17 protein-coding genes are annotated in these 18,077 nt (G+C 64.4%); 9 read left to right on the forward strand and 8 right to left on the reverse strand.

Annotation, left to right across the window (positions count from 1 at the left end):
• The first annotated feature begins 2 nt into the window (after positions 1 to 2).
• The 5 genes from cysW (at position 3) to QA640_RS04865 (ending at position 4,588) form a co-directional block, all read left to right on the forward strand.
• The gene (gene cysW / locus QA640_RS04845; protein ID WP_283039611.1) at positions 3 to 914 is read left to right on the forward strand and encodes a sulfate ABC transporter permease subunit CysW; all 912 of its coding nucleotides are present in this window, start codon (positions 3 to 5) and stop codon (positions 912 to 914) included.
• The gene (locus QA640_RS04850; RefSeq protein WP_283039612.1) at positions 904 to 1,941 is read left to right on the forward strand and encodes a sulfate ABC transporter ATP-binding protein; all 1,038 of its coding nucleotides are present in this window, start codon (positions 904 to 906) and stop codon (positions 1,939 to 1,941) included. The genes cysW and QA640_RS04850 overlap by 11 nt, the downstream gene beginning before the upstream one ends.
• Before the next feature lie 92 nt (positions 1,942 to 2,033).
• A complete protein-coding gene (locus QA640_RS04855; RefSeq protein ID WP_283039613.1) occupies positions 2,034 to 2,537 on the forward strand; it encodes a CAP domain-containing protein in 504 nt (167 codons plus the stop codon).
• A gap of 79 nt (positions 2,538 to 2,616) precedes the next feature.
• Positions 2,617 to 3,798 (forward strand): patatin-like phospholipase family protein, encoded by a 1,182-nt coding sequence (locus tag QA640_RS04860; RefSeq protein WP_283039614.1) that lies wholly within the window; start codon positions 2,617 to 2,619, stop codon positions 3,796 to 3,798.
• Position 3,799: 1 nt separating this feature from the next.
• Positions 3,800 to 4,588 carry a 3-hydroxybutyrate dehydrogenase gene (locus QA640_RS04865; protein ID WP_283039615.1) on the forward strand — a complete coding sequence of 263 codons (789 nt, stop codon included), beginning with the start codon at positions 3,800 to 3,802 and terminating at the stop codon, positions 4,586 to 4,588.
• A 156-nt stretch (positions 4,589 to 4,744) separates the two neighbouring features.
• Here QA640_RS04865 and QA640_RS04870 read toward each other — a convergent pair whose 3' ends face one another.
• The 3 genes from QA640_RS04870 to QA640_RS04880 all read right to left on the reverse strand — a co-directional run bounded on the left by QA640_RS04870 (position 4,745) and on the right by QA640_RS04880 (position 8,119).
• On the reverse strand, positions 4,745 to 5,569 hold the full coding sequence (locus tag QA640_RS04870) for a sulfite exporter TauE/SafE family protein (protein ID WP_283039616.1): 825 nt from the start codon (positions 5,567 to 5,569) through the stop codon (positions 4,745 to 4,747).
• Between the two features lie 232 nt (positions 5,570 to 5,801).
• Positions 5,802 to 7,166, reverse strand: a complete 1,365-nt coding sequence (locus QA640_RS04875) for an oligosaccharide flippase family protein (protein ID WP_283039617.1) — start codon at positions 7,164 to 7,166, stop codon at positions 5,802 to 5,804.
• Between the two features lie 113 nt (positions 7,167 to 7,279).
• Complete coding sequence (locus tag QA640_RS04880; protein ID WP_283039618.1) at positions 7,280 to 8,119, reverse strand: protein-disulfide reductase DsbD domain-containing protein; 840 nt, start codon at positions 8,117 to 8,119, stop codon at positions 7,280 to 7,282.
• Between the two features lie 183 nt (positions 8,120 to 8,302).
• On the opposite strand from QA640_RS04880, the gene QA640_RS04885 reads away from it, so the two are divergent.
• On the forward strand, positions 8,303 to 8,947 hold the full coding sequence (locus QA640_RS04885) for a YqgE/AlgH family protein (protein ID WP_283039619.1): 645 nt from the start codon (positions 8,303 to 8,305) through the stop codon (positions 8,945 to 8,947).
• Positions 8,948 to 9,077: 130 nt separating this feature from the next.
• On the opposite strand, the gene QA640_RS04890 is transcribed toward QA640_RS04885, so the two are convergent.
• Both QA640_RS04890 and QA640_RS04895 read right to left on the reverse strand, forming a co-directional pair.
• Positions 9,078 to 9,965, reverse strand: a complete 888-nt coding sequence (locus tag QA640_RS04890; RefSeq protein WP_283039620.1) for a TauD/TfdA family dioxygenase — start codon at positions 9,963 to 9,965, stop codon at positions 9,078 to 9,080.
• Between the two features lie 108 nt (positions 9,966 to 10,073).
• Positions 10,074 to 10,853: an SDR family NAD(P)-dependent oxidoreductase gene (locus tag QA640_RS04895; protein ID WP_283039621.1), complete on the reverse strand. Its 780-nt coding sequence runs from the start codon at positions 10,851 to 10,853 to the stop codon at positions 10,074 to 10,076.
• Positions 10,854 to 10,952: 99 nt separating this feature from the next.
• Here QA640_RS04895 and QA640_RS04900 point away from each other — a divergent pair, with 99 nt between their 5' ends.
• Both QA640_RS04900 and QA640_RS04905 read left to right on the forward strand, forming a co-directional pair.
• Positions 10,953 to 11,687: an SDR family oxidoreductase gene (locus QA640_RS04900; protein WP_283039622.1), complete on the forward strand. Its 735-nt coding sequence runs from the start codon at positions 10,953 to 10,955 to the stop codon at positions 11,685 to 11,687.
• A 64-nt stretch (positions 11,688 to 11,751) separates the two neighbouring features.
• A complete protein-coding gene (locus QA640_RS04905) occupies positions 11,752 to 12,126 on the forward strand; it encodes a CsbD family protein (protein WP_283039623.1) in 375 nt (124 codons plus the stop codon).
• Positions 12,127 to 12,137: 11 nt separating this feature from the next.
• On the opposite strand, the gene QA640_RS04910 is transcribed toward QA640_RS04905, so the two are convergent.
• Positions 12,138 to 13,844, reverse strand: coding sequence for a DUF459 domain-containing protein (locus QA640_RS04910; RefSeq protein ID WP_283039624.1), 1,707 nt, complete (start codon positions 13,842 to 13,844; stop codon positions 12,138 to 12,140).
• 154 nt (positions 13,845 to 13,998) lie between these two features.
• Positions 13,999 to 15,342, reverse strand: a complete 1,344-nt coding sequence (locus QA640_RS04915) for a lytic murein transglycosylase (RefSeq protein WP_283039625.1) — start codon at positions 15,340 to 15,342, stop codon at positions 13,999 to 14,001.
• A 234-nt stretch (positions 15,343 to 15,576) separates the two neighbouring features.
• Between QA640_RS04915 and QA640_RS04920 the strand changes: the two genes are divergently transcribed.
• Positions 15,577 to 16,452, forward strand: a complete 876-nt coding sequence (locus tag QA640_RS04920) for a UTP--glucose-1-phosphate uridylyltransferase (RefSeq protein ID WP_283039626.1) — start codon at positions 15,577 to 15,579, stop codon at positions 16,450 to 16,452.
• A gap of 115 nt (positions 16,453 to 16,567) precedes the next feature.
• Here QA640_RS04920 and QA640_RS04925 read toward each other — a convergent pair whose 3' ends face one another.
• Positions 16,568 to 18,067 (reverse strand): diguanylate cyclase, encoded by a 1,500-nt coding sequence (locus QA640_RS04925; protein WP_283039627.1) that lies wholly within the window; start codon positions 18,065 to 18,067, stop codon positions 16,568 to 16,570.
• Positions 18,068 to 18,077: the final 10 nt, after the last annotated feature.

The raw sequence follows: 18,077 nt of genomic DNA on the forward strand, positions 1-18,077 counted from the left end.
CAATGACGATGCAGATCGCCGATTCAGTCTCGCTCGCCTCGCCCGACGCGAGGGCACGCCGGCATGCGGTCGCCGCCCGGGAAAACCTTCGTAGCGAGCCGAGGGCGGTACGGATCGCGATCATTTCCGTCGCGGTCCTCTTCCTCACGGTCTTCGTCGTGCTGCCGCTGGTCGTGGTGTTCGCGCAGGCCTTCTCCAAGGGCATCATGGCCTATCTCGCGGCGCTGTCGGAGCCGGAGGCCCTGGCCGCGATCCGGTTGACGCTGCTGGTGGCGGCGATCTCGGTCGGCCTCAATCTCGTGTTCGGATTGGTTGCGGCCTGGGCGATCGCCAAGTTCGAGTTCAAGGGCAAGACCTTTCTGATCACGCTGATCGACCTGCCGTTCTCGGTCAGCCCCGTGATCTCGGGTCTCGTCTTCGTGCTGCTGTTCGGCGCGCAAGGCTATTTCGGCGGCTGGCTGCGTGACCACAACATCCAGGTCCTGTTCGCGGTGCCTGGGATAGCGCTTGCGACCACCTTCGTGACCTTCCCATTCGTGGCGCGCGCATTGATCCCGCTGATGCAGGAGCAGGGTACGCAGGAGGAAGAGGCCGCGATCTCGCTCGGCGCCTCGGGCCTGCAAACGTTTTTCCGCGTGACCTTGCCCAATATCAAATGGGGCGTGCTCTATGGCGTGCTGCTCTGCAACGCGCGCGCGATGGGCGAGTTCGGCGCGGTCTCCGTCGTCTCCGGCCATATCCGCGGCGAGACCAACACCATGCCCCTGCTGGTCGAGATCCTCTACAACGAATACCAGTTCGTTGCTGCGTTTGCGATCGCCTCGCTGCTCGCGATGCTGGCGCTGATCACGCTGATCGCCAAAACCATTCTCGAACGTCATCTGGACGAAGGACGCGACTCCTGTGACCATTGAAGTCAAGAATCTCATCAAGAAGTTCGGGAGCTTTGCGGCGCTGGACGGCGTCGATCTCAAGGTCGATAATGGCGAGTTGCTGGCGCTGCTGGGGCCGTCCGGCTCCGGCAAGACGACCTTGCTTCGGATCATCGCCGGCCTGGATTGGCCAGATTCCGGTGAAGTCTCTTTCAACGGCGAGGACGCACTCGCGCAGGGCGCGCGCGAGCGTCATGTCGGCTTCGTGTTCCAGCACTACGCGCTGTTCCGCCACATGACGGTGTTCGAGAACGTGGCCTTCGGTTTGCGGGTGCAGCCGCGCGCGGTCCGGAAAGAGGAGGCCGCGATCCGCGCGCGCGTCAAAGAGCTGCTCGACCTCGTGCAACTCGACTGGCTCGCCGACCGCTATCCGGGCCAGCTCTCCGGCGGCCAGCGCCAGCGCATTGCACTGGCGCGGGCACTCGCGATCGAGCCGCGTATCCTGCTGCTCGACGAGCCATTCGGTGCGCTGGATGCGAAGGTGCGCAAGGAACTGCGCAAATGGCTGCGCTCGCTGCACCACGAAATCAACGTCACCTCGATCTTCGTCACGCACGACCAGGAGGAGGCGCTCGAGGTCGCCAACCGGGTCGTGGTGATGGACAAGGGCAAGATCGAGCAGATCGGCTCGCCCGATGATGTCTATGAGAGCCCGGCGACCGCCTTCGTCCACGGCTTCATCGGCGAGTCCATCGAGCTGCCTGTTCAGGTCGCAGACGGTGTGGTTCGGCTCGGCGACCGACCACTCAGGCTCGCGGCCGAGGGAGTAGCGTCTGGCGCGTCAAAACTGTTCGTGCGGCGACATGATATGGTGGTCGGCCCGCCCGGCTCGGGCGCCTTCGACGGCGCCGTGCGGCATGTGCGGAATTTTGGTCCCGTTCAACGCGCCGAGGTCGCGCTGTTCGGCGGCGAGACCATCGAGATCGACGCCCCCCGCGACAAGGAACTGCGCGCCGGCGACACGGTCGGCCTCGCGCCCCGTCGCTACCGGATCTTTGCGGGCGCCTGAGGCCGCCGCCTCAGGCTCAAATTTTCCGTAAAATTCACCTTTCAGCCACGGTTGATATGCAACAACGGCCCGTCTTTTTGGGGGCCAGATTCATGCGCGCTGCGGCCGCAATTCTCATCGCTTTGCTTCTCGCCGGCTGCGCGGGCAACGAAGCGCCGGTCGAACAGCCGTCGATGTATGCCGACATGGCCGTATCGGGCGCGCAGCTCGATGCGCAGGCCGCGGCCGTGATGATCTCGCAATACCGCCAGAACAACAGCCTCGGCACCGTCATCATCGATCCCGACCTGATGAGGCTGGCCGAATCCCAGTCCCAGGCAATGGCGGCGGCCAACAAGATGGACCACGACGTCCGCGCGCCGCTCGCCAAGCGGCTCGCCGCCGGCGGCTATCCGGCGACCGTCGCGGTCGAGAACATTTCTGCGGGCTATCATACGCTGGCGGAAGCATTTTCCGGCTGGCGCGACTCGCCCCCGCACCGGGCCAACATGCTCAAGAGCGGTGTCACAAAATTGGGCATAGCGGCGAGCTATGCTCCGAACACCAAATACAAGGTGTTCTGGACGATGATTCTGGCATCCAACGAGCCCCGATAAGCCAGTCTTGATCCCCAAAACATTGACGCCGCCGTGAAGTGGGGTCACGGTGGGACTTCCTCAGTTCATTGATCCCCTCATGACCGATCATCAAGGCCCGGCATCGAACAGAATCCCCGCCAATGCGCAGCGCGTCCTGGTGCTCCAGGGCGGTGGTGCGCTCGGCTCCTATCAGGCGGGCGCCTATCAGTCGCTGTGCCATTTCGGCTTCGAGCCGGAATGGGTCGCCGGCATCTCGATCGGCGCGGTCAACGCCGCCATCATTGCCGGCAATGAGGGCGAGACCCGCGTCAAGCGGCTGAAGGAATTTTGGGAGATGGTCTCGGCGCCGGTGCCGTGGAAGCCGATCGGCAAGAGCGATCACAGCCGCGAGCTGTTCAACTCCACCAGTGCCGCGCTGATCGCGACCTTCGGTGTGCCGGGTTTCTTCGTCCCGCGCGTCCCGCCCGCGCCACTCTGGCCGCCGGGGCATCCGGAAGCGGAGAGCTATTACGACACCGCGCCGCTCAAGAAGACGCTGGAGCGGCTGGTTGATTTCGACCGCATCAACGATCTGAAAACACGCTTGTCCATCGGCGCGGTCGGCGTCACGTCGGGCAATTTCAAATATTTCGACAATTACGAGTTCAAGAAGCTCGGCAAGAAGATTGGCCCCGAGCACATCATGGCGTCCGGCGCGCTGCCGCCGGGCTTTCCCTCCGTCATCATCGAGGGCGAGCATTATTGGGACGGCGGCATCGCCTCCAACACGCCGCTCGATTACGTGCTCGATGCCGAGATCGAGCGCGACATGCTGATCTTCCAGGTCGACCTGTTCAGCGCGCGCGGCGACCTGCCGACCTCGCTGCTCGAAGCCGCTGAGCGTGAGAAGGACATCCGCTATTCGAGCCGGACGCGGATGAACACCGACAAGAACAAGCAGCTGCATAACGCCCGCAGGGCCGTGCGCGATCTGATCGGCAAATTGCCGGATTATCTGAAGAACGATCCCTCCGTTGAATTTCTCGCCAAGGCGGCGCGTGAAAGCACCGTGACCGTCGTGCACCTGATCTACCGCAGCAAGAACTACGAGTCCTCGTCCAAGGACTACGACTTCTCGCATGTCGCCATGGTCGAGCATTGGGAAGCAGGCGTGCGCGACGTGCACCTGTCGATGCGCCACAAGGATTGGCTCGAGCGGCCGCAGTCCGGCGAGACCATGGTGACCTACGATCTCACAGGGGACGTGACCGCGCCCCCGGCCTCAACCAGGAGTGAATGATATGGGTAGCTTGTCAGGCAAGAACGCCGTCGTGACCGGATCGACCAGCGGCATCGGGCTCGCTTATGCGCGTGCCTTTGCTGGCGCCGGCGCCAATGTTGTCATCAACGGCTTCGGCTCGCCCGAGGACATCGAGAAGGAGCGCGCCAAGATCGAGTCCGACTTCAGGGTGAAAGCGCTCTATTCGCCCGCCGACATGGCCAAGCCCGCCGAAATCGCAGACATGGTCGCGCTCGGCGAGAAGACCTTCGGTTCGGTCGACGTCCTCGTCAACAATGCCGGCATCCAGTTCGTCTCGCCGATCGAGGAGTTTCCGATCGAGAAGTGGGACCAGATCATCGCGATCAACCTGTCCTCGGCTTTCCACGGCATCCGCGCCGCGGTGCCCGGCATGAAGAAGCGCGGCTGGGGCCGCATCATCAACACGGCCTCGGCGCATTCGCTGGTCGCTTCGCCCTTCAAGTCGGCCTACGTCTCGGCCAAGCACGGCATCGCCGGCCTTACCAAGACCGTGGCGCTCGAGGTTGCGACCCATAAGATCACCTGCAACTGCATCAGCCCCGGCTATGTCTGGACGCCGCTGGTCGAGAAGCAGATCCCGGACACGATGAAGGCCCGCAATCTGACGCGCGAGCAGGTCATCAATGACGTTCTGCTCGACGCGCAGCCGACCAAGGAGTTCGTCACCTCCGAGCAGGTGGCGGCGCTGGCGCTGTTCCTGTGCAGCGACGATGCTGCGCAGATCACCGGCACCAATCTCTCGATCGACGGCGGCTGGACGGCAGAGTAGTGGTGGGCAATCTAATTGACTCTTTGTCATGCCCCGGCTTGACCGGGGCATCCCAGTATGCCGCGGCTTCTCCGTATCCTGCGCTGTCTCTGGTATTTGGATCGCCCGATCAAGTCGGGCGATGACAGTGAGAGTGGTGCGCCGTTCTCGCTTAGACTAGTGAGTCCAGGCCAGCGCGGTGACGATCGCCGACGACAGGTTCAGCTCCGCAAACATGATCTTGCCGGCGACCACGAAGAGGACGCTGGCAAGCGTCAGGCGCAGCACCGTCTCCGGCACGCGCGTCGCACTGTAGCTGCCCAGGACGATGCCGGGCAGCGAGCCCATCAGCAGCACGCCCATCAGCGCCCAATCCACGTCGCCAAGCGCCCAGTGTCCCGTGCCGGCCACCAGCGTCAGCGGGACGGCGTGAGCGATGTCGGAGCCGATGATGGTCGCCATCGGCAGGCGCGGGTAGAGCAGGAGCAGCACGGTCACACCGACCGCGCCGGCGCCGACCGATGAAATCGAGACCAGCACGCCGAGCACGGCACCGGTGACCACGGTCGCGATTGCCGTGGTGCGGTCATCGACGCCTTCGAGCGTTCTGCGATAGCGCTCAATGATTGCCTTTCGGAAGATCAGCGAGATTGCGGTGAGCAGCAGCGCGAAGCACAGCACCAGATTGACCAGGCCGCGCTCGGCATCGCTGTTGAGATCGAGCTTCCACAGCACAAGTAACGTCAGCGCGCTTGCGGGAATGCTGCCGCAGGCAAGACGCAGCACTGCCGGCCAATGCACGCTGCGCGACCAGCCATGCACCACGCTGCCGCCCGTCTTGGTGCCGGCGGCGTAGAGCAGGTCAGTCCCGACCGCGGTCGAGGGATGGACGCCGAACAACAGGATCAGCAGCGGGGTCATCAGCGAGCCGCCGCCAACGCCGGTCATCCCGACAAGCAGGCCGACGCCGAATCCCGATGCGACGTAGAGCGGATCAATCATCTGTGCGGGAGTCTAGGTTCATCTCGTTGGTCACACAATACGAGGTAGAATAAACCTACTCCTGACGGCAATGGATCGCAGAAAAATAAGAAGGAATGATGCGTCGACTGGCGTCTGGTAGCCATTTTTACCCAAATATTCCCCTCCCGCGAAATGGCTATTTCGCAGCCGCGGGAGGGAAAACGCAAAGGAGCCGAAAAGGTTCCGGAGTGGCGCCGAATTTACCGACGGCCTATTGCCCGAACGCCAGCACGTGCAGGCCGAGCCGTTGTCGCACGATCCGGAACAACAGCACGGTCTCGAAGGTGAGCGAGATCGAGGTCGCTGCGGCCGCGCCGCGGCCGCCGAAATGCGGCACCAGCGCGATGCAGAGGATGACGTTCATCACGAACGCCAGCGCGTAGGCGAGTGCGCAGATCTTCTGGTGACCAAGCATGTTGAGGAGCCGCTCGACCGGGCCGATCGCAGCGCGCACCACGAGCCCGACCGCGGCGATGAACATGATGTCGTAACCGATCACGAATTGCGGTCCGAACAGCCAGAGCAGCGGCTTGCCGAGTGCCAGCAGCACGGCGGTCGCCGCGAGCGAGGGCCAGAAGGTCCAGTTGATGGCATGCGCGACATAGGCCGACAGGCGGGTCTTGTCGCCGAGTGCGTTGTATTCGGCGAAGCGATGCGCCGCAGTTGCCGACATCGCGTAGTGAATGAAGGACACCAGCGCCAACGTCTTTATCACGGCGAAATAGACGCCGACCTCGTCGGAGGGACGGAATTGCTGGAGCACCAGCACGTCGGTGTAGGACAACAGCAGGTAAAAGCTCTCGACCAGTAGGATCGGCAGCGAGATCGCAAGCCAACCGCTGATGTCATAGGCCTTGGGACCGTTCTCGACATGGCCCGCAAGCTTGCGGTTGAGCATCACCATCTGGCCGGTCATCGCGATCCACACCGCGCCTGCGCTCGCCACCATCGCGGCAGTCGCGCCGAGATGGAAGCCGAGCAGCAAGGCTGAGGCGGTGATGCCGATGATCAGCGCCTGACGGATGATGAATTGCGGCATCAGGCCGAGCTGCATCCAGTCATGTACGCGGGCGATGCCGTCCTGGGTGTTGGCGACGACGAAGGCCGGCAGCGTCATGCAGCCGATATACAGCGGAAGATGCGCGGCCGGATCGATCCATGGCGACAGCAGGAGGACGAGCCCGGCCAGCGCCAGCGAGACCAGGGCCGAGACGACGAAGGTCAGCCAGCGGCTGCCGGAGAGAAAGCCACGCAGCAGCGCCTGCTCGCCGCTGGTGCGGTATTCCGGAATGATCTTCTGCGCGGAGGCCGAAATGCCGAAATCCATCATGCTGCCGAGCAGCAGCACCCAGGTCCAGACATAGACGTAGACGCCGTAATCGGACGTGCCCATCCAGCGCGCCAGCAGGATCTGCGAGAGATAGGCAAGACCGGCGCTGATCACGCGGATGAGGAAGATAGTGCCCGCAAGCCGCCGCGTCAGCGACGCCTCGCTCGTGCCGCCGCCCGCGCCGGCCAGCCTGGCACACAGCCGCGCGATGAGGCCGGTTGCGGGTTGTGCGTCCATCACGGCCACGTCAAAGATCCCCTGCCCCTCGCAAGATGCGGCAGGTTGGACGTAGCAACCATTCGTTAAGAAACGGTTGGGTGGCCCCTCATGGTCGTCCTGGCGAAAGCCAGGACGACTGCTCAATCCAGATTGACATTGAACTCGTACGACTTCTCCGGCCCCACCAGCGTGAACTTCAACGCGGCGCCGTCGGGCTTGGCGCCGGGCGGCAGGCCGTCGAGATCGAAGGCGAAGCGCTTGACGCCTGCCGGGCCGTGCTCGACCGGCGAGGGGATCGGCAGCGCCCAGTCGGGCGTCGGCCCCTCCACGAACAGGTTGACGTCGCGCCCATCGGGCGTGGCCACGTCGACCAGCACCTTCGTGGCGTCCACGCGCGTGACGTCGCGGATGGTCAGCGGAGTGGGATCGCCGATATTGGCGGGCTTCGGCACGGTGTCGAGCGCCGCGAACAGCACGCCGTCCTCGGTCGAGGCGACGCTGTTGAAGCCGAGCTCGGCGCTGGCCTCAACGGGGATACAGAGCTTTTCGCAGACCGCGTAGTTGATCTCGGCGCGCAGGGTCACCGGCTTGTCCGGGGCTTTGGCGACGATGCGCAGCGGCAGCACGATCTGGTCGTGATAGCCGATCGAATGGCCGCCGGCGCCGTCGTCGAACTTCAGGGGCGCCGGCCACAGCACGGTCACAGCTTCGACATTTTCGGACTTGGAGAAGTCGAACCGCGGCGGAACGCCGGAATCGCCGGGCGTGCGCCAATAGGTCTTCCAGCCGTGCTGAAGCTGGAATGCGATGCCGCCGAGCAGCACGGGGCCGCTACGCGATCCCGCCAAAAGGCGCACGGCGGAATGGCCGTCGCGCTGCCAGGGCGAGGCGTCGTCGGCGCGGACGATCGAGGGCTGCGCCGACACGAGCAAGGTTGCGGCGACGATGGTCGCAGCATGCTTGGGAACCATGGTGAGCATAGCACGTCTTTACAGGGTCGATGCGGCGCAAACCATTGAATTGCTTGTGATGGATGCATCGGAATGAGGCTTGGGAATTTGGCTTGGGGAATTGGGCTTGGGGAATTCGGTCCACGCAAGCCTTGATTTGACAGCGGGCAAGCCCGACATCAGGATATGAACCAAGAGGGGAGTGCTTCACCCATGGGTTCTGCAGGCAAGAGAACTGGCGACAGCACCCCGGCGGCCGGCCCCGCCGTCCCCAATTCGACGGGCTATCTCGACGGGCGGCTCCTGATCGCCATGCCGGTCATGGGCGACCCCCGCTTCGAGCGTTCGGTGATCTATCTCTGCGCCCATTCGGCCGAGGGCGCGATGGGCATCATCGTTAATCATCCCGCCGGCAGCATCGATTTTCCGGAGTTGCTGGAGCAACTCGGTATCATCAAGAAGGGTGCGCAGATCAAGCTGCCGGAGAACGCCGAGAGCATGAAGGTACTGCGCGGCGGCCCGGTCGACACGGGACGCGGCTTCGTGCTGCATTCCAGCGACTTCTACATCGAGAACGCGACGCTGCGGATCGATGACGGCGTCTGTCTCACCGCGACCGTCGACATCCTGCGCGCGATCGCCAACGGCTCCGGCCCGAAGCATGCCATCCTCGCGCTCGGCTATGCCGGCTGGGCGCCGGGTCAGCTCGAGACCGAGATCCAGAGCAATGGCTGGCTGCATTGCGACGCCGATGTGGATCTGATCTTCGGCGATGACGTCGAGGACAAGTACGCGCGTGCCTTGCGCAAGATCGGCATCGATCCCGGCATGCTCTCGAACGAGGCGGGGCACGCGTAGCTGCACTCTTACTGTCATGCCCCGCGAAGGCGGGGCATCCAGTACGCCGCGGCTTATCGATTTTAGCACGACCGTCTCGGAGTACTGGATCGCCGGTCGAGCCGGGCGATGACGGCGTTCATCAAAAAACCTACTCCGCCGCCTGCTGCTGCACCGTGGGCTCGGTGCCCGCCACAGTCGCGCGGCGCATGTCGCGCGGTTGCGACTGATCGTAGCGGCGAACGCGGTGCATGGTCTGGCGGTTGTCCCACATCACGAGATCATGCAGCGTCCATTTGTGCACGTAGACGAATTCGGCCTGTGTTGCGTGCTCGTTGAGATCGCGCAGCAGCAGCCGGCCCTCGGGCACGCTCATGCCGACGATCTTCCCGGCATGTGAGGACAGGTACAGCGACTTGCGGCGATGCACAGGGTGCGTGCGCACCAGGCGCTGCAACACCGGCTTGAACATCAGCTTTTCCTCGTCGCTATATTCCGTGAAGCCGAGCGAGCCGCGCGAATACATCAGCGAATGCTCGCAGATCAGATCCTCGATCTCCGTCTTGGTCTCGTCGTCGAGCGCGTCATAGGCCGCGCGCATGTCGGCGAATTCGGTGTTGCCGCCCTTAGGGTTCACGACGCGCGCCGACAGCAGCGAAAATTTTGCGGGGATGGGGCGGAACGAGCTGTCGGAATGCCAGAGGCAATTGCCGAGATTGAACAGATGCGTGCGGCTGTCCTTGGCCAGCGGCTTACCGTCCTTGCCGAGATTGCTGACATCGTTCAGACCCGAACTGAGGCGGTAGTCCTTCTCCTTGGTAACTGTGCCGCCGCGCGCATCCTCGCGTTGGCCGAAATTCAGCGCGAAGGCCATCTGCTGCTCGTCGGTGATGTCCTGGTCGTGAAAAACCAGCACCGCGTATTGATCCATCGCAGCCTCGATCCGGCGCGCCTCATCCTTCGTGAGCGGCCGGCGCAGATCGAGGCCCGAAACCTCGCCGACAAAATGCTTCTGAAGCTGCCGGATGGCGATCGTCATTGCGATTCTCCTGGCGTTCCCCCGGGGCCTTACCAGCGGTTTGCCCGCCCTGTTGGCGAAAAGGCTACCCGCGCGCCGGCCGATGTCAACGCTTCGCGCGCATGGCTCTCACGCGTTCCGCGCCATCAGGCCGCCGTCGACCGGGATCACCGCGCCGGTCAGGAACGATGCCGCCGGCAGGCACAGGCTCAGCGTCATGTGCGCGACCTCCTCGGGGTCGCCATAGCGGCCAAGCGCAGTGCGGCGCTTGGCGTAGATCGTCTTGTGGTCTTCCGGGATCCGGTCGGTGATCGCGGTGCGGATCGGTCCCGGACAGATGCAGTTCACGGTGATGCCCTCGCGGCCAAGCTCGACGGCGAGCGAGCGCGTCAGGCTCGCAACGCCGCCCTTGGCAGCTGAATAGGGGCTGTGCAGCGCGGTGGCGCCGAGCGCCTCGGTAGACGCGATGTTGACGATGCGCGGGCTCTTCGATCTGCGCAGGTGCGGCAACGCCGCGCGGATGATGCGCGCATGCGCCGTCAGCATCACCGCGATGCCCTTGGTCCAGGCGTCTTCGTAACTTTCGTCGTCGATCGCGACGCGCACGGAAATGCCGGCATTGTTGACGATGATGTCGAGCCCGCCGAACTGCGCCGCGACGTCGCCCACCACGCGGTTGATCTCCTTGGCGTTGGCGACATCGAGTTTCCACGCCTCTGCAGAACCGCCGCTCGCCGCGATCTCTCTGGCGACGGCTTGCGCGCCTTCCGGGTCGTAGTCGGTCACAGCCACATTGGCACCCTCAGCGCCGAACACGCGTGCGGTCGCACGTCCCATACCGCTTGCTGCGCCCGTGATGAGAACTGTCGATCCTCTGACGGACCGGCTGAGCTGCTTGAGCTCGGGCATGCTGCTTCCTCGCGCCTGCTCGTTCATTGTTGTGCGATTGACAAGGCTGGCATCGATCCGCACACCCGTCAAACCAAGCAAAAGCAAAGGGAGGCCGCGATGAACGAGCTCGATTTCTCAAGCAAGCAGGTACTGGTCGTCGGTGGTTCCAGCGGTATCGGCAACGGCATCGCACAGGCCTTTCGTGCCAAGGGCGCGCAGGTCGCGGTCTGCGGGACCCGCGCACATGCGAAGGATTACGCGCCGGAAGAAGGCTCGGATCTCACCGGTCTTGTTTACGCCCAACTCGATGTCAGCGATGCCAGGGCGATCGAAGCGTTCAAGCCGTCGTTTGAACGTCTCGACGTGCTGGTGCTGGCACAGGGCGCAGTGATCTATCGCCGCGGCGAATTCGAGATGGCGGGCTTCCGTAGGGTACTCGAAGTCAATCTCATGAGCCTGATGGCCTGTGCCACGCGCTTTCAGCCCGCGCTGCGGGATTCGGGGGGATCACTGATCATCATCTCGTCGACTGCGGCCTATCACTCCACCATGGGCAATCCAGCCTACAATGCCTCGAAGACCGGCGCCGTCGGATTGACGCGGACGCTCGGCGAGGCCTGGGCCGAGCACGGCATCCGCGTCAACGGCATCGCGCCGGGGCTCGTCGATACCAAGATGACCAAAGTCACGACCTCCAATCCCCAGCGGCTCGAGGGCGCACTGTCACGGATTCCGCTGCGGCGATTGGGTACGCCGGCTGATATGGCCGGCGCAGCCTTGTTCCTGGCCTCGCCGCTATCGTCCTACATCATCGGCCAGACCATCGTCGTCGACGGCGGGCTCATTCTCTAAGCGGCCATGCGGAACTGCGCCGCGGCTGATCGGTTACTTGGGCTGACCCCCGAGGAGGACCAACATGGACAACGATCGGATTGCCGGATCAGCCAAGGAGTTTGCCGGACGCGTCGAAGGTGCGGTCGGTGAGATGACGGGAGACGCGAGGACGCAGGCCTCGGCCAAGGCGCGCGAAGCGGCCGGCACCGTGCAGAACCTGTACGGCCAGGCGAAGGATGCCGCGCGTGATGCCACGGATACCGCGGCCGGTTACGCGAAGGACGCCTATGAAGCCGGCCAGGATACATTCCGCGACGGGACGCAGGCCCTGGCAAAGAGAGTGCAGGACAATCCGCTCGGCGCGCTGCTGGTCGCCGGCGGCATCGGCTTTGCGCTCGCGCTGTTGATGTCGCGGCCAGCCCGCCGCCCGCCGCCGCGCTGGCGCTACTACGGCTAGCCTACACGAGACTATCGCGGCGGATTGAATTCCGCCGATCGCCCAACGTTGGCCGGTGGACGCGGTATCGCCGGATTCATGTTGGGATTGCGCGGCGGCTGCGGCGCCAGTTGACGGGGCGGCGATGGCGAGCCGAAGCCGAAGAAATCGCGTAGCGACGGCGTTGTCTGCGCCGGTTGCTGCACCTGCGGCTTCCTCGGCGCGAGCTTTGGCGGCGCCACCGCGGCGGCAGCATTCGGCGCAGTCCCCGCATTTGGATTGGCGGCCCCGCCCTCAGGCGTCGTCGTCGCGACCGGCGTATCACCCTTGGCCTGCTCGCGACCGACCTCGCGCCGTGGCCAGGCATAGTCATCGGCGCGGCCTGCCGGCGGCGTCAACGGCTCGCCCTTCACCAGCGTCTTGGCCGCGAGTGCATCGACTGCGGCCGGACGCGATCCCGGTCCGCCCAGCAACTGGTCGGTCGCGATCGAGGCCGCAACCAGCGGCACGATTGGCCCCGCAAGCGGCCGCGGCGCGGGCTTGCCGGGCTCGGCGCTGGTATCGGGCGTTGCCGGCTCGCTCGGCAATGCGATCGGGCCTGAGCGCCCCGCCAGCAGACGCGTAATCTCGCGCTCGACATAGTGTGCGAGCTTGCGTGCGCCGGCCTTGGTGAAATAGACGCCATCAGAGGTGCGGAGCTGACGGATCTGGCCTTCGAAATCGGGGCCTTTCTGGAGGAAGCGGCCCGCTTCGTCGACAAAGCCGTCCCAGACGTCGACATAGGTGATGCCGGCCTTGGCCGCGCCTTCGCGATAGAGCGAGTCCAGGAATAGCATGTCCGCGGTACCCTTCGGACCGCGGATCGCGGGCAGGCCGACCCAGAGCACCGGCACGCCCTTGGCCTTGAGCACGCCGATCAGCTCCTCCATCTTCTTGCCATAGAGCTCGACCCAACGGTCGTCGCGGAATTCATAGACACCGTTCGGCGAGCGCGCGGTCTTTTCCGGTGCCGCGGTCTGTGGCGCATCGGCATTGTCGGCTTCGTCCTGCGGTAGGTCGGTGTCTGCCGGCTTGTCGTCGGGTTTGGCGGCGGCATCCGTGCCTGGCTTGGCGTCGGTCTTTGCATCGCCCGGCTTACCTTGCTTGGCGCGCGCGCCCTTGTCGTTCTTCTTGTCCGCAGGCTTGTCGGATTTGTCCGGCGCGGGCTCACGAATCGCCATGCGGTCGTTCAGGCCGAGCATCACGACGATGACGTCGGGCTTCTCGGTCTCGAGAATGCCCTTGGCCGCGGCGGCCCAGTCCGAGGGCTCACCTTTCGGCTGGTACTTGATGAGGCCGGAGGTGGTCTTGTGCTTGCGGATCACGCCCATGTCGGGCTGTTCGGTGTAGGCGTCCTCCAGACCATAGGCGAGCCAGTCGGCCATGGAGTCGCCGATCACGAGCACGTTCTTCTCAGCGATTGTATCGCGCTTGGCCGGCGCCGGTGCGCGCGAGAAATCCTGGCGCGGCGCCTGCTGCTGTTGCTGCTGCTGGAAGGGTGTGAAGAAGTCGCCGCCGAACCAGCCGCCGCCTCCGCTGCGCGGCGGCGCGGGCCGCGACGGTCCGCCGAAGCCGGGGAAGTTGAAGAACTGCGCCGATGCAGGGCCCGCAACCGACACCATGATCGCAAGCGCCGTCCCCAGCGCGATCAACGGGCCGGTCTCGGTCAGCGCCCTGAAAAATGATTTCGGCTTCGACATGCTACAGGCGCGCCAGGGTTTTCGAATTGGTCCGATATAATAACGGAATCGGGCCGCAAACGGGCAGATTTGATTGCACCATACACTGGGGAACCGCCGCCGCCGTCAAGGGCGGAGGCCGGATTTCGTGCTCACGGTTACTTTCGGGACGGATTTACCGCCGGCGCAGCCGTTCCAGCATGTCGGAGGAGGCAAATCCGTCCGCCGGAGCCCCGATCGAGGCCTGGAAGTTGCGCAAGGCGTCGCGGGTCTGGCCGCCAAACTGGCCGTCGGACGTGCTTTTGTAGAAGCCGCGTTGGGCCAGGAGCTGCTGCAATTCCAGCCGCTCGGCCCGGGACAGTTCCCGCTCCTGCCGCGGCCACGGCTGCACGAACGGCTGGCCGCCCCGCAAGCGATCAGCGAAATGGCCGATCGCGAGCGCATAGGCCTCGGCCGGATTGTATTTCATGATCACGCGGAAGTTCTGCAGCATCAGGAAGCCCGGTCCCGCGGCGCCGGCGGGCGTCAGCAGATAGGCTTTATCGGCCGGGTGCGGGAAGGGCTGGCCGGTGGCGCGGGTGATCCCAAGCTTTTCCCACTGCGCGATCGTCATCGCCTTGGCGCGGTCCGCCAGCATGAAGTCGAAGCCCTGGGGCACCACGACCTCATAGCCCCAGCTCGCGCCGCTCTGCCAGCCGTCCTTCTTCAGATTGTTGGCGGTGGAGGCGATCAGATCGGCCGGGTCGTCGACGACGTCGCGCCTTCCGTCACCATCGGCATCCACCGCAAAGCGTTTGAACGCGGTCGGCATGAATTGCGTCGGGCCGAACGCGCCGGCCCAGGAGCCGCGCATCTGTTCGGGCCGCAGATCGCCGCGGTTGAGGATCTCCAGCGCGGAGAGGAATTCATCCTTGAAATAGGCTTGGCGGCGGCCGATGCAGGCCAACGTCGCGGTGGATTGCAGCACACTGCGGTCGCCGATCTGGGTCGAGTAGTTGGATTCGATGCCCCAGATCGCCGCGATGATATAGCGATCGACGCCGTAGGCTTTCTCGGTGGCGTCGAACTGCGCCTTGTACCTTGCAAGGATCTCCTTGCCCTTGGCGAGGCGGTTGTCGTTCACGAGAATGTCGAGATAATCCCAGATCGACTTGGTGAACTCCGGCTGCGAGTCCAGGAGATCCATGATGCGCAACTCCGGCGTGAGCCCTGTGGTGAAGCGCTGAAAGTTCTCCTGCGTGACGTTGCGACGCGCGGCATCGGGCCACATCGATGCAATGCAATTGTCAAAATTGGCCGCGGCCCCCCGGATCGCGGCCGCGGTCATCAAGGGATGGCCGGACGCACCGTCCTCGCCGCTCCAGGGCTGGACGCCACCGGGACCGGGCGCCGGTTGCGCGGGCGACGGGCTTTGACCGGAAAAAATGCTGCCGAACAGGTCCGATAAGCCGTTTGATCCCTGCGCGCGCGCTTGAAGCGGGAACAGGAGGGTGACCGCAACCAGGGTTGCGCTGGTCATGCCTGCAAGTCCTGCCATCGATCGCGTCATGTCCCACCTATGCGGCCAAAATCCGGCTGCAGGAGGCCCTTGTTACGGTTGCCAATGTCTTAACAAAGGTGAAGTTTTGGTGGCGGCCTTTTCCTCAAATCTAGGAGGCAGGGGCCCAACATCCGCCTTTGTTACCGGCTGCAAACCGGCTAGCAAGATGTCATTGCTCCACGTCCGCACGTCCCAAGGTATTCGATCAATCCCATGAAAATCCGCAAAGCCGTATTCCCCGTCGCCGGCCTCGGCACCCGCGTGCTGCCTGCCACCAAGGCGATGCCCAAGGAAATGCTCACCATCGTCGACAAGCCGCTGATCCAATACGTCTATGACGAGGCCAGGGAGGCCGGGATCGAGCATTTCGTCTTCGTCACCGGGCGCAACAAGGCCGTCATCGAGGACCATTTCGACCGCATGTTCGAGCTCGACTCTACGCTTGCCGCGCGCGGCAAGACGGCCGAGCAGGAGGTTCTGGCGCAGAACCAGCCGGAGGCCGGCGCGGTCAGCTTCACCCGCCAGCAGGCGCCGCTTGGTCTCGGACACGCGGTCTGGTGCGCGCGCGACATCGTCGGCAACGAGCCGTTTGCGGTCGTGCTGCCCGACGAACTCGTGCTCAACACGCCGGGTTGCCTGAAGCAGATGATCGAGGCCGCAAGCCAGCTTGGCGAGAAGTCCAACGTGCTTGCGGTCGAGGCCGTGCCGGACCATCTCACGCATCAATACGGTATCTGCGGCGTGGGAAAACGCGCCGGCAAGATCTTCGAGGTCGACGGCATGGTGGAGAAGCCGCCGAAGGGCACCGCGCCCTCCAACCTGTCGATCACCGGCCGCTACATTCTCCAGCCCGAGATCTTCAAGATCCTGGAGACCCAGGAACGCGGCGCCGGTGGCGAGATCCAGCTCACCGATGCCATGATTGGGCTTGCCAAGTCGCAGAAGTTCTACGGCGTCGAGTTCGAAGGCGAGCGCCATGATTGCGGCTCCAAGGCCGGCTTCCTGCGCGCCAACATCGCCTACGGCCTGAAGCGCCCCGAGCTGCGCGACGGCCTGCTCGCGGAGATGAAGAAGTATCTGGGCGGATAGCGCGCTATCTCTCCATGTCATTGCGAGGAGCGAAGCGACGAAGCAATACAGAATCCCGCCCCGGTGACAACCTGGATTGCTTCGCTTCGCTCGCAATGACGGCGGTGTGGCGGCCTCACGCCACCAGCGACAGTTTCGGAAGGTTCGCGACCACGGACTGGTTACGACCGCCGGCCTTGGCGGCGTAGAGCGCCTTGTCTGCGGCGGTCACCAGGATGGACCAGTCGACTCCCGCCGTAGGGACGAGACTCGCGATGCCGCACGACACCGTCGTGCTCGCCTGGTCGTCGGACCAGCCCTGCACCTTGCAGCGGATCGTCTCGGCGATCCTGAACGCGTCGGCTTCCGAGGTGCCTGGCAGCAGCACGGCAAATTCCTCGCCACCATAGCGCGCGGCGCAATCGCCGGCGCGACGCACGGAATCGGAGATGCAGATGGCGATGCCGACCAGCACCTGGTCGCCGGCCTGGTGGCCGAACGTGTCGTTGTAGGCCTTGAAATGATCGGCATCGATCATCAGCAGCGCGACCGGCGTCTTCTGCCGCATCGCGCGCCGCCATTCGACGTCGATGACGGAATCGAACTTGCGGCGGTTACGCAGGCCTGTGAGCGCGTCGGTGGTCGCCATCTCCTCGAGCTTGTCCTCGGCCTTGGCCCGCCGGCCGATTTCGCGCGCCAACACGGCAGTCGAGCCGAGCAAGAACAATGCGAGCACCAGCACCACGGCGCCGATGCGCAGGGCTTCCTTCTGCCAGAGCTCGAACACGGCACTGAGCGGCTTGCCCGCGACGACGTACAGGGGGGTGGTGATACTGCTGCTGCGGACATAAAGGCGCGGCGTCGCGTCCACCGGACCCTGTCCCGCGTAGGAGCGGGCTTCCTTGAGAATCTCCGGCTTCCGGTTCCGCGGGTCGCCCAGATTCCTGCCGATCACGTCGAGATCGAACGGCCGACGCATCATGATAGTGCGGTCGCGCCTCAGCACGGTGATGGTGTCCTCGGGGTCGAGGCTCAGCCGCTCGAACAGCTCGTGGAAATAGCTGAAGCGGATCGAGCCGGCGACGACGCCCATGAAGCCGCCGTCCTGATCGCTGACGCGCCGGCTCAGCACGATGGCATAGGCGCCACGAAACAGCATCGGGCGGCTGATGAACAGCCCCGCATTGGGGTCGTCGCGATGAACCCTGAAATACTCCTCGTCGGCGCGGTTCTCCGGGACCGGGTCGAGCGTGGATGCGTCGATGGTCAGCTCGCCGTCGGCGTCGAACACCTGAATGGCGCCAAAATGCTTGGCGGTCGTCGCGTGGTCGAACAGGATCAATTGCCGGATCGGTTTGCTGACCGTCGCGATCTCGGGCAGCAGCATGTTGCTGGCCACCGCCTTCAGCGACAGGTCGTAGATCTCGATGTTGCGGCTGATGTCGGCCTCGATGGTCGTGGCCAGGTTTTCCAGGGTCTGGCGGGCGAGCGCCTCCTCGCCGCGGCGCATGTCCAGCATCACGTTGACGCAAATGGCGGAAAAGCCGATCACCGTCACGACCGACGAGAGGATCAGCAGCTTCGCCGAGATCCGCCACGGCCACCGCGCCGTGCCTTCGCGCCATCCAGACAGCATCGCTTGCTCC

Source organism: Bradyrhizobium sp. CB82 (genome assembly GCF_029714405.1).
Classification (GTDB): domain Bacteria; phylum Pseudomonadota; class Alphaproteobacteria; order Rhizobiales; family Xanthobacteraceae; genus Bradyrhizobium.

Coding starts and splice junctions, on each gene's coding strand:
- QA640_RS04890 (WP_283039620.1), bottom strand. CDS start 9,965: ATGACGATCGCCATCCGGCAGCTTCAGAAGCATTTTGTCGGCGAGGTT.
- QA640_RS04925 (WP_283039627.1), bottom strand. CDS start 18,067: ATGCTGTCTGGATGGCGCGAAGGCACGGCGCGGTGGCCGTGGCGGATC.
- QA640_RS04905 (WP_283039623.1), top strand. CDS start 11,752: ATGGACAACGATCGGATTGCCGGATCAGCCAAGGAGTTTGCCGGACGC.
- QA640_RS04915 (WP_283039625.1), bottom strand. CDS start 15,342: ATGACCAGCGCAACCCTGGTTGCGGTCACCCTCCTGTTCCCGCTTCAA.
- cysW (WP_283039611.1), top strand. CDS start 3: ATGACGATGCAGATCGCCGATTCAGTCTCGCTCGCCTCGCCCGACGCG.
- QA640_RS04895 (WP_283039621.1), bottom strand. CDS start 10,853: ATGCCCGAGCTCAAGCAGCTCAGCCGGTCCGTCAGAGGATCGACAGTT.
- QA640_RS04855 (WP_283039613.1), top strand. CDS start 2,034: ATGCGCGCTGCGGCCGCAATTCTCATCGCTTTGCTTCTCGCCGGCTGC.
- QA640_RS04870 (WP_283039616.1), bottom strand. CDS start 5,569: ATGATTGATCCGCTCTACGTCGCATCGGGATTCGGCGTCGGCCTGCTT.
- QA640_RS04865 (WP_283039615.1), top strand. CDS start 3,800: ATGGGTAGCTTGTCAGGCAAGAACGCCGTCGTGACCGGATCGACCAGC.
- QA640_RS04900 (WP_283039622.1), top strand. CDS start 10,953: ATGAACGAGCTCGATTTCTCAAGCAAGCAGGTACTGGTCGTCGGTGGT.
- QA640_RS04920 (WP_283039626.1), top strand. CDS start 15,577: ATGAAAATCCGCAAAGCCGTATTCCCCGTCGCCGGCCTCGGCACCCGC.
- QA640_RS04860 (WP_283039614.1), top strand. CDS start 2,617: ATGACCGATCATCAAGGCCCGGCATCGAACAGAATCCCCGCCAATGCG.
- QA640_RS04880 (WP_283039618.1), bottom strand. CDS start 8,119: ATGCTCACCATGGTTCCCAAGCATGCTGCGACCATCGTCGCCGCAACC.
- QA640_RS04885 (WP_283039619.1), top strand. CDS start 8,303: ATGGGTTCTGCAGGCAAGAGAACTGGCGACAGCACCCCGGCGGCCGGC.
- QA640_RS04910 (WP_283039624.1), bottom strand. CDS start 13,844: ATGTCGAAGCCGAAATCATTTTTCAGGGCGCTGACCGAGACCGGCCCG.